The following is a 15,752-nucleotide window of genomic DNA, read 5'->3' on the forward strand; positions in this document are numbered from 1 at the left end:
GCCGAAGAGCCCGTCCTATTTATTTTTGCAAGAGGTCTATTCCTTTTATCCGAGAAATGCCTTTCTTCGGACAAGTAAGCAGGTTGATGAAATATCAGGTTTCCAGCAGAGCGAAGAAGATTGCGGCGCGGCTTGTCTGGCTTCGATCGCCAAATTTTACGGACAGAATTTTACAATTAGCCGCTTGCGAGAATTGGTCGGTACGGGCCAGCAAGGGACGACTTTACTGGGCTTGAAACAAGTCCGTAATATTCCGGAGATGGCACAGCACTACCCGAAGTATTTGTCAGTATTTAAACGAGGTTCTAGAAATTAAATAATATTTCTAGTTTTCCTTCACTTTTATTAACTTAAACGGAGTCAAATCATGAAAGAAATAAAGGACGATTCACTGTTTGCTGAACTCACCCCTGAAGAATCAGCTAGCGTCAACGGCGGTCACTATTCCAAGCGAAACTGTTACCGTCCGACGCGTCACGTCGTATACCGCCGGAATTGCGACGGCTCCTTCAGAGTAGTGTACCGCTACTGGTAATATCATTTCCGGTTACACCGGAATGATGTTGACAGTTGACAGTTGACAGTTGACAGTTGACGGGCGGGTCAAAAAAATGAAAATTGCACGAATTATTTGTTGGCCTCGGGATTCGACTTTACGCCCGACTTTTGAAGCAAGGATTTGATATCATATCATGTCCGATCGATTAACGATAATATCCCGGTCGGGGCGGGTTTTTGAGATGGTCAATTATTGGCAGGTATTGTTGGCTCACTGGCCCCTACAAAAATCGCGGTTGCTCGACCGGATTTGATATCATTCCGGCGTGACTGCCGGAATTGATATGAATTAATAAAGCACCCATAAGTTTATGGGTGCTTTGTTCTATCCATTGCGTAAGTCCTACAGCATAAATTTCAGAACTTTCGGGGTCGCCTGAAATGGTTCTGACTTATGGTTTTAAAATTTGAAAATTTCTTTCAAATTCAGATATTTTTTGAAGTTTTCAGTCTACCTAACTAATTGGCTGAAATGGAATTAACCTCGATCGAAACTAATCTATAAACCGAGATCAGTTATCCAAACTGCCAAATTGCCAACTCTCCACCCACATTTAACTGTGCATTATCACCGAAAGTGAACTTTCTTTCCTGATGAGCTTGAGCCTTCATCGTGCAAAAAACCTTGCGAATTCGATAACTGGGAGCAACTTTCTGAGATACTTGTAAAGTAAAACCATGAGAACGATAGGTAGTAATATCTCCTACGCAAGATGAGTCATAGCCAAAGACTCGAAGTAGTAATGCTAGTTCCTCGTGTTCGGCTAAAGTCAATTCCAGATGAACTTCTGAAATGTCGTCAAATAAAGAAGTTTCGGAAGTAGCAAGGTTTTTCAGATAAGCAGCACGGTCAAAGCAACCAGCACTGGTAAGCTTGATGTTTTTATAGTCTAAATAATCCTGATGAAATTCCATCAACCACGGACAGAAGGCTTCTCTCTCAGATTTGAGCGCCAAATAATTAAACCAGGACACTTTTCCCTCTTCGGTTTGACGAACTTGCAAACTAGAAAACGTTTCTTGGGCTACTAAGGATTTTAGCTTTTCTTCTACAATATGAATCTGTCCTGCTTGTTTACTATTGAAACCTATACCCGAAAAACCTTCCCTAAACCCTTCTGCACCCCCGGGAGCAAAAAGCTCAAGATAGCTATGTTTTCCCCTGAGATAAGTTCCCGCCCAACTCTCTGTATCAGTTTCTACGGTATCTCTGGATATTGTGCAGAATTCTTGGCTAATGAACTCTGATTTGGCTATTGACTCTAGCGTTTCTGTGTCGAGAGTAACATATAAATGGTTAAATTCTATTCCCATGTTTTTACTTCTTGAGCTTTAGTAATACAAATTGTGGAACAGACAAGATGCCTGTTCATAAAAACTCTTTAACTTAAGTCGCGCCAAGGTATTAGGATTATTCCTAAAATTACGAGTACCTTGAACTGAGATATTGCACCATTCTCAAGAACAGGCAAGATGCCTGTTCCACAAAGAGTGAGTTTTCTTGTGGGGTGGGCGCACAATTCTCAAGAACAGGCAAGATGCCTGTTCCACAAAGAGTGAGTTTTCTTGTGGGGTGGGCGTCCCGCCCGCCCATGAAAGGCTAATTGAGAATGGTGCAATATCGGAGTTGAAGGAAATTCTGGAATTGCCCAGAAGCTCACGCCATACCGACTATTGTGGCGTGAGTCCGTCACCGGTGCGTTCAACTGATATCTTGCACCATTATCAACTACCTGTTTAGGAACGGGCAAGATGCCCGTTCCACAAAACTCAATTTTATTGTGGAACGGGCATCTTGCCCGTTCTTAACAATGGTGCAAGATGTGAGTTCAACTCTCTTTACTAGGGAGTGACCAACTCCTCACTTCACCCAAAGTCACCGGCATCAGAAGCACCACATCAAGGGTAAAGCGGAAAACTTTGCGCCCCCGACGATTATTGTCTGGATCGTAGAACTCAAGCTTGACATCCCAACAGTCACTGTTGATGCGACAGAACGGGCTTTTTTCGACGTTAATGGTGTCGAGTTGCCGACCCTCGACGATCGCCCGAGCAAAGGTCACAGCGGCTTGGAATATGTTAGTGGCAGCGAAGTTGAGGGCCCGATCGCGCGAAGTCTGCCCCACATTGCGAAGATCGTTGTAGACTCGGTTGAGGAAGGCTGTCAGAGCCTGTCGCACGAGGGGTGCTTGGGCTTCGTCCACCTGACGAGAGATTGCCGCCATCGCCGCGTTCACCAGGGTATTGACTTTCCAGCCGTACATTCCCCGCGGGTAAGGTATCGTCACTACAGGCACAACTTCACCGGAGGAGAGTTCCACCGTGCGGTTGGTGCGTCGGGCGGGTATGCTGACCCGCTCGACAAATTCATCGCTGGCTTCTGGCTCGAGTTGCCCCGCCAACATCAGCACAAACATCTCGTAGACCTCGCCGTCCGGTGACTCTACGGCATATATCGTGTCTCCATCGAGGTTCAAGGTCCAGATCAGGGAACGGCCTTCATCTGGATTGCGATCGAGGTGCTCGACCATCTGGCGAGCATCGTAGGGGTCTGCCGGCACCATGATGCCGTTTACTTCGGCGGGAGCCATCTGTTGTTGGAAAGAGTCGCGGCGGGTTTCATCTCCAAAGTCGTAGCCGATCGTCCCTAGGGCGTAAACGTTGCCAGAGAAGGCGGTGCTGGCTTCGACAGTGCCTGTGTCTGCGGGAGTCGCGGCGGCGGTGACGGGTTCCTCGGCAGCAGTGGCGGGCAAGACAGCAGGCATCGCTGCACTGGCAACAACCTCTTGGCTACTGGGGGGGGCATGACTGGCGACGGGGGCGGCATAGCCTGCCCGTTCAGTGCGGATCACTCGATCGCCCGCGAAGGAAATGGTGAGGGAGGGTTGCCCAAACAGCACCCTCATTGCGCCTGGGATATTGACAAAACCTCGCAGACAGCGTTCTGGTTTTTCTGGGTCGCAGGGAATCGCAGTATTGAGCAGTGCTATTCGGACGGCTTCGGCATCGACGGGTTTACCCTCTTGCAGTTGCAGACTCATTAGTAGCGCAGAAATACCCGTCATCACGGGAGCTGCCATGCTGCTTCCTGTCTGGCGCACAGGTCTTTCGGTACAGGGTTGCGCTCCCAAGACATCTTCCCCTGGAGCGAGGATACCTTCTTGTGTGTTGTTGCCCCCCCAATTACTAAAGTGGGACGGCGTACCATCGACTTTTGCAGATCCCACTGCCAAAGTTCCCGGCAGCACGGCAGGCAGACACCAGCTTTCGTTTGAATTGTTCCCTACTGGCGTGACGATCAAGATATTATTGTCTTGACATTTCTTAATCGCTTGAACAAGGATCTCTTCCCCTTCACTGGTTTGGGTGGGGCGACAAAAAGCACAGTGGATAATATTTGCACCCAACTCTAAGGCTAACTCGAAGGCACGGGCTAAGTTGAGGGGAGACAGCATATCGTCATAGGTTACCAAGGCATCGTGGGGCATATTGATTACCCGGCAGTTGGGAGCCACGCCGAAAACAGGGCTGTGCTCTTGACCGACGATTGTACTGGTGACGTGGCAGGCATGGTCGTTGATTTCAACCCGCGTCTTGACATTTTCTGGTAAGGCAGCGTCGATCGCATCTTCTTTCTCTTTACCCTTGAGCCCCTTGTCCCGGATTGCTTGGAAGGCGGCGTAATCTTCTGGGCTGATTGGATCTGCTGGTTCGTGCCAGTAGGGAAAAATCTTGGAGACTTGAGCTCCGGCAAAGCAGGACAATGTGTGATCGGGGTCGCCGTCTATAATTACAATCGTGATGCGGGGGTCGCCGAGGGTTTGGTTGTGGAGTTCAGCGAGTCCGGGGACGCGATCGTCGAGGTCGTGGGGATGCAGTGCCAGCGATATTTGGGACGCAGAACTCTCAACTGCACTGGCTGAAACCGCCGCTGAGTCCATTTCAGCCTCAACAATATCTGATTCCACCTCGCTATCCCCAACCTCTGACGCTGTTGGTTCAGAGGTTGATTGGGTTAACGCAGATAATTCAACAGATTCCGCAGCGGGACTTGATGAGTCTATAGTCTCGGTTAGCCCATCTGAAGCCTCTAACTCAACAGCCTCAGCCCCATTTTCCTCAACTTGCGCCGAGATATTTTCCGAAATTTCCCCAGCTTGAGTCCGCTGAGTTTCTGCCATTAACCAAAATGGTTCAAGCTGATTTCCCAATACTGCTGTTTCACTAGGCTCAGGTTCAGCAGACTCAGGCTCAACATCAACTCCACCCAATTCAGTCTCACCTATTGAGATATTTGCCTCACCAGGCTCTTGTGTTTCATCAACCTCACTCGACTCTAGCCCACTTGCTTCAACACTGCGATTGGGCAATGACCCGAGCGCAAATTCTCCGACAGCCGACTCTTCCACATAGTCTAGACCCGTCACCCGACCAAAAGCATCGCTATCCCCCTTGCCCAACGCACAGGGAGCCAGACCCATATTGGTTGCCACCAAGTAAAAGTTTTGCTGTAGCACTCCAACATGCTTAAGTATCAACGAATAAGCGGTAGAGCGATAGCGACGAAATAGCCGACCGAACCGTGCCGTAATCACCAATAGAACTTGTGTGCGCACTTTACTGAGAAGTTCATAACCTGATGTAGCGAAGATATCATCCTCCGATTGGACTATCTGCTCTAGCTGGTGATTCAGCGGGTCGTAGTGATACACTCCTTGGTGCAAGCCTTGACAAAGCCGTACCACTGGATAAATTTCTAATTCATACATTGATCCGCCAACGGGATAGGGGCGACGGCTCAACTCGCCATAATCAATATCTGCTTTAAAATCTAGTATTTCTCGCCAATTCTTACCATACCACTCTTCTGTGCTAAGTAATTCCTTAACACGGGCGGTGCGATACAGTAGTTCGCTTAGTTGCTCGATCGACATCGGATGGTTATCGTCATATTCTCGAACCGATTTTCGTGCTTCGATCGCTTTCGTGAGCGTGGCATCGTTATACCTCAATGCTCCCAGGTTCGGACGCGGCAGCGGCACAATCCGTTCGCTCATGGGCGGCTTCACCACCGGGAAATCTGACCACTGGTCAACGCAGCGCTTTTCATCTGTTGTTGGATAGTCATGGCGACCGTCGCGGCTGCGGCTGTGAAACAGCAGGTTATGAAAGTCCCAAAGCTGGAGCGAGGGGGTTTCGGGGTCAGCCGTCAGAAACCCTGCTGCCCACAGCAGATTGAGGAACTGATAGGCGGTTTCTGGTCCCAGGTAGGGCGGTGGTGTAAGTGTCGATAGGGGTTGGGGCTGGGCAAGCTGGGCTAGGATCGCACTTGCTCGCCAGTCGAGGAGTTTGACTCTAAACTTCGAGAGGGGTGACTCCAGCACCATTGTGCCTTCATAGGAATGCTGATAGGCAAAGCGAGAGAGGGCGACACGGGTTTGTGTCGAGTAGGATTCGGTTAGATCCAATTTGGCTGATTCCACCATCGGAATTGCTACTGCCAGCGGCAACACAGCGTAACTCAACCAACCCCGCTCATCGAATTGTTGTAGCATCAGGGCGAACTGTTCCCCAACTGCCCGACCATCGAGTTCGGCTAACCCTTCCACAAGTGATTCGGGGGTGGTGTTGCCTGCCTTGAGACGATCGAGAGCCATACCGATTCCGGGTGTGGTGGCCAGGGTAAGCAAAGCGGTGGGATCAGATTCTGCAGATTGCAGGGTGTAGTAGTCTTCGGTGCTTGTCAGTTGGACAAAAGGGTTAAGGGAAACAGCGAAGGGGTGATGGCTCATAGCGATGGATAATGGGAAACGATGATTGGGCAAGTGAGTCAATGGCAATAGCGATGCGTGAAATTATCAGAAATGGAATCTTATTTGATTTTTAGAATTGGGAAATTTCATATTCCTGTTTTATTCTAACAAAATCACCACCCTGAAATCCATCTGTTCTTCTAAGTTTCGATCTTGTCATCAGAGTCATTTTCAATAAAAATCAAAATCCCGGATGCGGTTGACATTCGTCAAATTGATCGTAGTAGAAACAAAAATTTTCTAATCGACTGTTCTGTAACTCTTGCTCTGTAACAGCCACAGAAACATCTAGGAGACAACTTTGACTTTGACAAAAATCATATATCCTCTCACCTAAGCTATTAAATATAAAATATTTTGGTATGTCCTTGATGTTGTGGAAGTAAAACCATAAGACTGGCGTTGCATAGGCTTTAGAGAAGCAGACCGTGAGGCAATAAGATCCTCTGAAAATGTAATTCACTTTTTGTGAAAAGTATTTTTGTATGTAGGGTGTAAGATACTTTCCTCTGTTTCCTAATGCTCCCGGCTGTGCTGGAGCAACAGGACATAGCTCTAGATGACTACGACCATCAAAGAAAAGTTCAAAACCGATGAGCATCGTATCTCTAATCAGAACCTGTGTTAATTCATCTGAGTAGTGACCACCATCAAGAGCGATCGCTGTCCTTGCTAAATCTTCAGAATCTTCATCCTTGTCGAGATGGACATACAGCATCACACTAGAATTTTCTAGCTTTGAACCCAAGTGAATCCCAATAGTGTTATCGATAATTTTGTGGGAGCCAATATGTGCTGCTGCAAACTGCTCAAACGAAGCACGATTTATACGTACACCCAACCGATTCTCGATTTTATCTAAGAACTTAAACGTATGAGTTACCGATGCCGGCCAAGTTTTTTTTATAGCGTTACCAACCTCAAAACGCCCTGCTAGCAGTCGGCTGCCTTCAACTTTGCAAGAGGATTCAACAGCACAGGAACCTTCTATCTCAAGAATAGCCTCTTCAAAAAGAGGGAGAGGAAAGCTTGGCTCAACATCAAAAGCCTCTTGATGAGTTCGGATAAACTGAAGACGGCGGTCTTTGAGACGATTATTTTGAAGCATAGAGTTTCAGGACGCGATTCTTTGAGGTTGATAGTAAAGGGAAATTGCGGAATATTAGAGTCATTTTCAAGAAAACTCAAAGTCCCGGATGCGGTTGACATCCGTCACGTTGATCGTAGTAAAAACAAAAATTTTCTAATCGACTGTTCTCTAACTCTGGCTGTGTAACAGCCACAGCAGTACCTGTGATGCAACTTTGACTTTGACAAAAATCATATATCCTCTCACCTAAGCTGTTAAATATAAAATATTTTGGTATGTCTTTGATGTTTGTGAAGTAAAACCATAAAACTGGCGTTGCATAGGCTTTAGAGAAGCATGCCATAAGGAGAGAAGATCCCCTGAAAATGGAATTCACTTTCTGTGAGCAATATTTTTGTATGTAGGGTGTAAGATACTTTCCTCTAATTCCTAATGCTCCCGGCTGTGCTGAAGCAGAAGGACATAGATCGACGCGACTACGACCATCCAAGAAAAGTTTAAAGCCAATTGCCCAAGTATCTCTAATCAAAACCTGTGTTAATTCATCTGAATAGTGACCGCCATCGAGAGCGATCGCTGTCCTTGCTAATTCTTCAGGATCTTCCTTGTCTTCGATATGGACATACAGTACCACACTGGACTCTTCTAGCTTTGAACCCAAGTGAATACCAATAGAGTTGTTTATGATTTTGTGGGAGCCAATATGTGCTGCTGCAAACTGCTCAAACGAGTCACGATTAATACGTACACCCAACCGATTCTCGATTTTATCTAAGAACTTAAACGTATGAGTGGCCGATTCTGGCCAAGTCTTTCCAGGATATTTACAAACCTCATAACGCCCTGCTAGCAATCGGCTCCCTTCAACTTGACAAGAGGATTCAACATAACAAGAACCTTCTATCTCAAGAATAGCCTCTTCAAAAAGAGGGAGAGGAAAGCTTGGCTCAACATCAAAAGCTTCTTGATGGGTTCGGATAAACTGAAGACGGCGGTCTTTGAGATGATTATGTTGAAGCATAGAACTTAGGGTCATCATCTTAGTAAGGTAGATGGCATCATTATCATTTTCGTCGCTAATCTCAATAGAGTGCCTGACAGGATGTTTGAAAAGTCTTTTTGTCGGTAGTACAAAGTTTTACATCGTTTTAAATCCTCCTAACCCCCTTTAAATAGGGGGGTTAGGGAGGATCGATCAAGTGCCAAAAATCACAGCCAACGAATCTTCAAACAACCTCTAACTCTAACAAAGAGTAGGGATTGCCTTGTGATAAGCCCAAGGACTTAGAAGAAGACGAGGTAGATGGATAAAGCTAACCAAACTCAGGATAAAGTAAAGTTTTGATCGGAACTCGACATCTTTAACCTCGTCAACGATGCACAGCTTAGGAAATCACTGCAATGGCAACTGGAGGTTAACCGTCGTGCCACTAAAGTGAGCTAAGCTATATATGCTTATTCGTAGCCGCACAAGCAGGTAGAGGCAGATGCTTCTGCACCATCGTAAGCACACGCACAGAAAGTGGCAGATGCTCCTGCACCATCGTAGGCGCACAAGCAGGTAGAGGCAGATGCTTCTGCACCATCGAAGGAGCACAAGCAGGTAGAGGCAGATGCTCCCACACCATTACCACCGAGAGCTTCCTCAGAGAGTTCAGCCAAGTAGCTGGGGAGTTTACCAGTGGTGCTCCGCATCACGGGTTTGCCTGGTTGGGGGAGAATGTTCTTCTTATCCATGAGTAATTTCCTCAATTGGTTGTTTGGTTTGTTGACCCGTTGAGGTGGGTCAATCCTCTTCTTCCTTGGAAAGAAGCTTATTAGGACGACATCTGGTATGTAGCGAAGCCCGTCGTCCGCAAACTTTAAAAAGACTTAAAACGGTATCGTCATGGGGTTCATCTCTGCCTCAGGTAGGGGCACGGTTCGCCACCCCAGCTTTACCGGCACGTCATAGAGCCGCCCTGGTCCTAACCGCAACCATAAACCTCGCGTTCCCGGTATAATCACTTTGACCACATTCAAGCCAATGTCCGGTCGCGTCTGGTCTAGGATCAGCGTTTCTAAACCTGCTGCTTGGGCAATCCCCACACAGGTCATCACATCTGTATAGATGTCATCACTCCAGCGCTTCGGGTAATCATTGGCGGTCTTCAGCGGCTGCGAGGCATCTGGGACTAAACAAGGATGACTTTCTCGAGTCACTCCTAGCAGCCAGTCTTTCGACTCACCCTTGAGCTGCTCGTCGGGAATTTTGTCGAGTTCCAGCCCAATTTGGTTTACTTCTGTGAGGGTGCGAAGAATCGCAATCTTCGGGTCGAGGTGTGCCCCAAAACCAACAATTATCCGCTCTGAACTTCCCACCGTGCGATACGATACGCCGACAAACGCCGGAATCCCCAGATCCGCTGTCAAATCCAGCACCCATAGTTCCCGGTTCAGTTCCCGGTAGAACTGCTGCAACTGGACAAAATACGGCTCATCAAAGCTGGTCAAGTCCACTCCCGGACGGCTGAGGCGGTTGTACCACCACAAAGCTACACTGTCACGCTCCACCAGTTCCATGAACCCTTGCAATATTGCCTCTTCCAGGGTGTTGCCCGCTGCGTTACCGTTGGAGTCGGCCTTACAGAAGCGATAAGCTTCCGGCATAGGGTAGTTGTAGTAGCAATAGCCTGTGGGTAGATATTTCTGCGTCTGCGCGGTCAACGACCACACCGGAGTCCAGTCAATCGCTTGACTTGCATCAAACCGATGGGGAATCCAGCGATAGGCTGCCTCTGTACCCTGAGCGTTCAGAGCTTCCCGATTGGCATACTGCTCATCGCTAAAGTACAAACACTGTTCTGGATGAATCGCCAAGTCTCCCAGTTCCGCCAGGGTTGCGCGTTTACGAGGTTCGTCCCCCTGAAAGATGCCCGAATAGCGTTCCACTGCCTCACAGAAACCACTCGCCCGGGATTGGCTATCGGTCTTGCCTTTGCCAGAACTCTTGTGGCGCAGAGTATTGCGTAGTCCCCGCAGGGAGGTGGCGCTGCCTAAGCTATGCCCCGCCCGGTAGGTATGTACCAAGGGATTAGTTGGGTCAGAGACCCGCACCAGTTCCGTTACCACTCCCGTTACGGGGCTGATCAAGTGCTGGTATTTCTGCAAGGTCTGCTCTGGGGTGGTGGCACGGTGGCCACCATCGTGGGTGAACTGCTTGCGGCGCGATTCTAGCTTCAGCGGTTCAAACCCTCGCCGGTGCAAAATTCCCGAGTCCCCACAGGTCGGACATTGCGGCCGCTTAATCAAGATATGGCTTTTCAAGTCCAGAATTGTCTGGTTGAAGGTGATAATCTTGCCGTCCAGGGTGGGGAAGCGTGCCGTTCCCGGCGCAGTGGCATTGACGTGTTGCTTGACAATCCACTTGGCTATCTCGGTGGCGGCGAACTGTAACCCCATTTGTAGGGTCGAAGGCAGCGTCGCCCGTGCTGTGGGCAAGCAGCCTACTACACGCCCGTTCTGACCATTGCGCTCTTGCTGGGCTTGTTTTTGCCGCAATACCGACGACTCAACTTCGCGGTTGCCCCGTAGCCGATGGGCAAGACAGCTCCAGCAGCCTGTCTTTCCGGGAACAAACACCGGGCCCAACCAGAGGACACTGCCCACAGGCTTGACGAGCAGCCAAGTTTGTTGGCGCTCCAGAGCCTGCTTGTTGATGGTGGCTAGTTCCGGCTGCAAATAGTCATCCGTCAAAACGATGTTGAGCGCCACTGAGGAATCCGCGTCTGTGGGGTTTTGCACCGGAATGCCCATGTCCCGCAGGGCAGTTGCGAGGGCAGCAAGGGTTACTTCACTGATGTTATCGCCCACCGTTGTCAGGGTGACCGGCTGCTGTAGCCCCTCGGCCGCCACAGGGGGTGCAATCCCTAGCTCGCTCCAAAATGCCGCCACTTCCGAGGATAGTTCCGGGGCTGCCTCGGTGAGGTAGCCTTTCTCTGCGAGGCGATCGAGCACATAGTCAATGTGTTCCGCTGGGACTGCCCCATCAAATTTTTCGACAATCTGCTCCCGGGTGTGTTGCCCATTCAGCAGAGGCACGATTTGGCAGTAGAGTTGCCCGCTGAGGGCGTAGTTGCTCTGTTCAGCAAGGAGGTAGACTTGGTTTGGCTCGATCGCCTCGACATGAAAGTGCGGCTTAATTTGGAGCAGTGTGGTGGATTGCATAGAGCGAACAGTCAGTCATTAAGTGGACGATAACAAGACAGGCTAGGGATTAGGACCAGATGCGGCCCCGGCGGAAGGTGTGAGGGTGTTTCTGTGACTCCTTGGCTTGCTTCTTGGCGTAGTCGCACCAGAAGGCATAATCGTGCAGCCCGGTCTGGGAATCAGGCACGTAAGACTTTTTCGGTTCTTGGGTGGAGGAGACTTCCAAGGGTGTTATTGCTGTTTCTTCATTAGCCATAGTTTCCTTAGTTTCCTTAGTTTCTTGGGGTGTTTGGAGAGTTGGGAGAGTTTGCGGTTGCTGGGGAGCCACAACCCCCTCTAGCTTGAGGTAGTCGATCCGGTGTGCCCCATCTCCCAACCCACGCTCGGTGGTCAGGGTCAGGGTATGTTGCCCAGCGCTGAGGGCTGGCAAGGGAATCAGGGCTTTGGTTGGCTTGCCTGACCCGACCCCGACGAGTTCGGTCACTGGATCACCATCAACCAAGAGGGTGTCAACTTGAGAGCCAAAAAAGTTGTAAAAGAGCGTAAGTTCGCCTGTGCTGTAGCTTTGGGCAAGGGTGAATTGGATATTCAGTTTGTCGGTGGAAAAAAGCTGCTTTCCTTTGCTCTGTGGTTTGGTCTTGCGACCTGGAACCACGAGCAACGATGGCATCTGGGGCTGGTTAATCGGGTCTGGATCTGACCCAACAACGTAAGTAAATTCCTCTTGCCAGCCGCCTACCTGCGAAAACTCCTGAGCTCCTTTACCAGCTTGACCAATTTGCCATAGGGTTTCAGTTTGCTGAGGCATGGTTTACTGAGGCATAGTTTGCTGAGGCATCGAGATTAGCGGCCCGTTAATAAAATCGTCCCATGCCGCCAAAGCCGCCCCAGCCCTGGCTGGCTGCACTCTGGCTGGCACTAGAGTGCATCACTTGGTTGAAACTGCGGTTGGCATAGGCTGAAGGATCGTTATAGTTGGCGCCATGCAGCAGATCCATCCGAATATGCACCAAATCGTCGGTAAGACCATCTTCCACATTCACGCACAGCGCAGGCTGGACGAAATGAGGCCGTTTGACGGGGGGAGACAATAGAGGAAGTCGCATGGTTCAGGATTCTCCGTATCGATAGGGTAAACAAATCTAGATGTCTTGGCGAGAGTGCATTTTGTTGTGGCACTCTCACTCCTATTATATTGCCCTTTAATACGGTGAAGACCAAGAACGAACTTCGCCCAATGTGACCGGAATCAGATCGCTGACATCTATGGTGAAGCGGAAAATCTTCTTAGCACGGCGGTTGTTTTCAGGGTCGAAGAACTTCAACTTCACATCCCAGCAGTCGCTATCCATGCGACAGAAGGGACTTTTCTCAACAGTAATGCTGTCGAGTTCCATGCCATCGGCAACCGCTTCGCTGAAGGTTTGGGCTGCTTGGAAGGCGTTGGTGACGGAGAAGTTGAGGGCGCGGTCTTGGGAGGTGGTTCCTAAGTTGCGGAGGTCGTAGTAGATGCGGTTGAGGAAGCCATCTAAGGTGTTGCGGATGCGACCTTCGTCAGCAGTGCCGTCTTCAGCTTGTACCGCGTCCATCGCCGCGCTGACCAAGTTGTTGACTTTCCAACCGTAGATGCCGCGGGTGCTTTGGGGTTCAACCACCGGGATAACTTGACCGGAGAAGAGCTTGACTTTGCGCCCGGTCAAGATGCCGGGGATGCTGACGCGCTCCACGTATTCGGCATTGTTTTCGGGTTGGATTTGACCGGATAGCAGTTCGTGGAGAGCGCGGTAGGACTCGGCACCGAAGGGACCGGTGGGGTCGATCGCATAGACGGGTGTCAGTTCAATGTTAAGCGTCCAAATGAGCGATCGCGCCTCAGAAATATTGTCGTCCAGGTAGTCCACCATCTGTCGCGCGTCGTAGGGGTTCGCTGGCACCATCACCCCTCCCCCTATGTCAAACGGCGGCATCAGTTGCTTGAACGAGTCCCGGCGGGCTTCGGTCCCGAAGTCATAGCCGAGGGTTCCTAGGGCATAAACAATCTGACCGAGAGCCGGAAGTTCGCTGGGGGCTTGGCTGGCGGTGACGGAGTTAGCAGTTAAGTTGGGCATCATTTGTGGTTGTTGGGTTACAGATGTAGGAGACGATTGCATCAAGTTGTGCAAGTTGGGGGTGTTGCTAGCGAAAGCCTCAGCGGCTCCTGGCTTGGTGGCAGCAGCAACCAAGCTAGGAGCCGGTTGTCCTTGATTAGCCATCGCTTCACTGGCGTTGGTTAAGCCGCCATCACAACCGCAGCCTGCAGCTTCTACTTCTGATGCACCCACTGATGCGAAATTCTCAGCCATATTTCCTCCTTTTTTTAATAACGTTATGGCTCCTGAGATGTTCAGTCTGCCCGCGAGACACCGACGGGTTTCTTCTGGCAAGTCAGGGTCGCAGGGTAAGGCACTCTGCAACAATATTTGACGAATCTTGTGGGGGTCGGGGGTTTCTCCCTGCTCCCGCTGAAGACTCAGCAGCACGGCTGCTACACCTGAGACAATCGGAGTCGCGAAGCTCGTACCACTCAGGCGGTCGGTGCCACCACCGGGTTTAGCTCCCAGGATGTCCTTGCCAGGGGCAAGGATGCCTTGGTCTTTGTAGGCTTCGCCCCAGTTGCTAAAGTCCAGGGGTTTGCCATTAGCATCCATCGCCCCGACCGCTAGCACCGCAGGCAAGGCAGCGGGTACGTGCAAGCAATCGCAACTATTGTTGCCAGCTGCAGCGACGAGCAAGACGTTGTTCTCTCGGCACAGACGAACGGCATTCTTTAACCAGCCATCGGCCTCGCCATAGTCGGTCAGTTGACCCCCACTGAGGTTGATCACGTGGGCGCCGGCATTGACTGCTTGCTCAATCCCCCTAGCCAAATCTAGCTGGGAAGTTTTGAGGCGATCGTCGGCGAAGACTGGGACAATTATTCCCTTACATTTGGGAGCTATCCCCTGCACCGGACTGCCCGGTTGCCCAAAGATAATGCTGGCAACGTGGGTTCCGTGGGCGGACATATTGCCACCGATCTGGGCCTCCGCTTTAACCAAGGTGGGAAGATACGTTAAGTCGGCGCCTTGGAAGCAAGGATGATTTTGATCAACAGGACCATCCAAAACGGCGATACAAATACTACTATCTCCCTGGGACACCGTACTTAATGTATCTAGCATTTAAACGTATTCCAAACACTAATCAGCATAGAGTATTTTTTTTACACCTATTGATTGATACCTGCTTTTTCACCTTGAAAGCAAGGTAATGATACGCAGGCTGCTTGAATTTTACTCAGGAAATTTTTTTATCCTGGCAGTTACTTGAAACCGAGGGATTAGTTAGAGTGCTGCACAATCTCATAGCCCTCTGAGCGAACTTAGGATAACCGAGGATCACTCGTCTAAGTGGGCTAGCTGCGGATTGTGTAGCGCTATACTTTTGCGTTGAAAATATATAAACATACTGAACATTCTTTACGCAAGGGGGGTAACAAAGTTTTTTTTCCGGAACTCCCCCTTGAGGGGCTGTATTCTTTAACCCGTGGGACTTTGAGAGAATTTGCTTTTTCCAAGGAAACTTAACACTACTTAACATCATGGCAAACCAGATGGAGTTTGAAGCCAAAAAACCAATGTACAAAAGTCTTTCCTCTGGCTGCAATCCCTTTGAAGACGTTGTGCTGTTTAATGTTGCGGGGATTTTGGCAGAAATACACCTGCCGGAGATCGCCCCAATATAAAATAGAACGAGGCAAGTAAACACGCCCTAGCCCTTCCCCGAGCTCGATATCATATTTTGTTAAAGTTCCGTTAACTCACATCTTGCACCATTCTCAAGAACAGGCAAGATGCCTGTTCCACAAAGAGTGAATTTTCTTGTGGAACAGGCATCTTGCCTGTTCATAAAAGCTTATTGAGAATGGTGCAACATCTCAGGTTATACCAATTTAATGTGAAGTTGCACATATCTCGATCCCCCTAAATCCCCCTTAAGAAGGGGGACTTTGATCGGAATCTTGTCCCCCCCTTATTAAGGGGGGCTAGGGGGGATCGGATTCTATGCAGCCTCATAAAAAATTG

10 protein-coding genes and 2 pseudogenes are annotated in these 15,752 nt (G+C 49.6%); 2 read left to right on the forward strand and 10 right to left on the reverse strand.

Annotated elements, in window-relative coordinates:
• Window positions 1-56 precede the first annotated feature (56 nt).
• Both ACUVJL_RS38200 and ACUVJL_RS38205 read left to right on the forward strand, forming a co-directional pair.
• Window positions 57-241 (forward strand): annotated as a pseudogene (locus ACUVJL_RS38200) (cysteine peptidase family C39 domain-containing protein); the annotation flags it as partial.
• A 126-nt stretch (window positions 242-367) separates the two neighbouring features.
• Window positions 368-535: a hypothetical protein gene (locus tag ACUVJL_RS38205; protein WP_445250570.1), complete on the forward strand. Its 168-nt coding sequence runs from the start codon at window positions 368-370 to the stop codon at window positions 533-535.
• A gap of 539 nt (window positions 536-1,074) precedes the next feature.
• On the opposite strand, the gene ACUVJL_RS38210 is transcribed toward ACUVJL_RS38205, so the two are convergent.
• The 10 genes and pseudogenes from ACUVJL_RS38210 to ACUVJL_RS38255 all read right to left on the reverse strand — a co-directional run.
• A complete protein-coding gene (locus tag ACUVJL_RS38210) occupies window positions 1,075-1,872 on the reverse strand; it encodes a DUF5829 family protein (RefSeq protein ID WP_445250571.1) in 798 nt (265 codons plus the stop codon).
• Window positions 1,873-2,387: 515 nt separating this feature from the next.
• Window positions 2,388-6,350 carry a PatA/PatG family cyanobactin maturation protease gene (locus ACUVJL_RS38215; RefSeq protein WP_445250572.1) on the reverse strand — a complete coding sequence of 1,321 codons (3,963 nt, stop codon included), beginning with the start codon at window positions 6,348-6,350 and terminating at the stop codon, window positions 2,388-2,390.
• 202 nt (window positions 6,351-6,552) lie between these two features.
• Window positions 6,553-7,479 carry a LynF/TruF/PatF family peptide O-prenyltransferase gene (locus ACUVJL_RS38220; RefSeq protein ID WP_445250573.1) on the reverse strand — a complete coding sequence of 309 codons (927 nt, stop codon included), beginning with the start codon at window positions 7,477-7,479 and terminating at the stop codon, window positions 6,553-6,555.
• Between the two features lie 76 nt (window positions 7,480-7,555).
• Window positions 7,556-8,482 carry a LynF/TruF/PatF family peptide O-prenyltransferase gene (locus ACUVJL_RS38225; protein ID WP_445250574.1) on the reverse strand — a complete coding sequence of 309 codons (927 nt, stop codon included), beginning with the start codon at window positions 8,480-8,482 and terminating at the stop codon, window positions 7,556-7,558.
• 434 nt (window positions 8,483-8,916) lie between these two features.
• Window positions 8,917-9,198, reverse strand: coding sequence for a DUF5837 family cyanobactin class RiPP (locus ACUVJL_RS38230; RefSeq protein ID WP_445250575.1), 282 nt, complete (start codon window positions 9,196-9,198; stop codon window positions 8,917-8,919).
• Window positions 9,199-9,333: 135 nt separating this feature from the next.
• Complete coding sequence (locus tag ACUVJL_RS38235) at window positions 9,334-11,667, reverse strand: TOMM precursor leader peptide-binding protein (protein ID WP_445250576.1); 2,334 nt, start codon at window positions 11,665-11,667, stop codon at window positions 9,334-9,336.
• 49 nt (window positions 11,668-11,716) lie between these two features.
• Window positions 11,717-12,457, reverse strand: a complete 741-nt coding sequence (locus ACUVJL_RS38240) for a cyanobactin biosynthesis PatC/TenC/TruC family protein (RefSeq protein WP_445250577.1) — start codon at window positions 12,455-12,457, stop codon at window positions 11,717-11,719.
• A 46-nt stretch (window positions 12,458-12,503) separates the two neighbouring features.
• Window positions 12,504-12,755, reverse strand: coding sequence for a cyanobactin biosynthesis system PatB/AcyB/McaB family protein (locus tag ACUVJL_RS38245; protein WP_445250578.1), 252 nt, complete (start codon window positions 12,753-12,755; stop codon window positions 12,504-12,506).
• Window positions 12,756-12,851: 96 nt separating this feature from the next.
• Window positions 12,852-14,849, reverse strand: coding sequence for a S8 family peptidase (locus ACUVJL_RS38250; RefSeq protein ID WP_445250579.1), 1,998 nt, complete (start codon window positions 14,847-14,849; stop codon window positions 12,852-12,854).
• 425 nt (window positions 14,850-15,274) lie between these two features.
• A pseudogene (locus tag ACUVJL_RS38255) lies at window positions 15,275-15,379 on the reverse strand (transposase); the annotation flags it as partial.
• Window positions 15,380-15,752: the final 373 nt, after the last annotated feature.

The organism is Microcoleus sp. OTE_8_concoct_300, assembly GCF_031383065.1.
In the GTDB taxonomy this organism is placed as follows: domain Bacteria; phylum Cyanobacteriota; class Cyanobacteriia; order Cyanobacteriales; family Microcoleaceae; genus Microcoleus.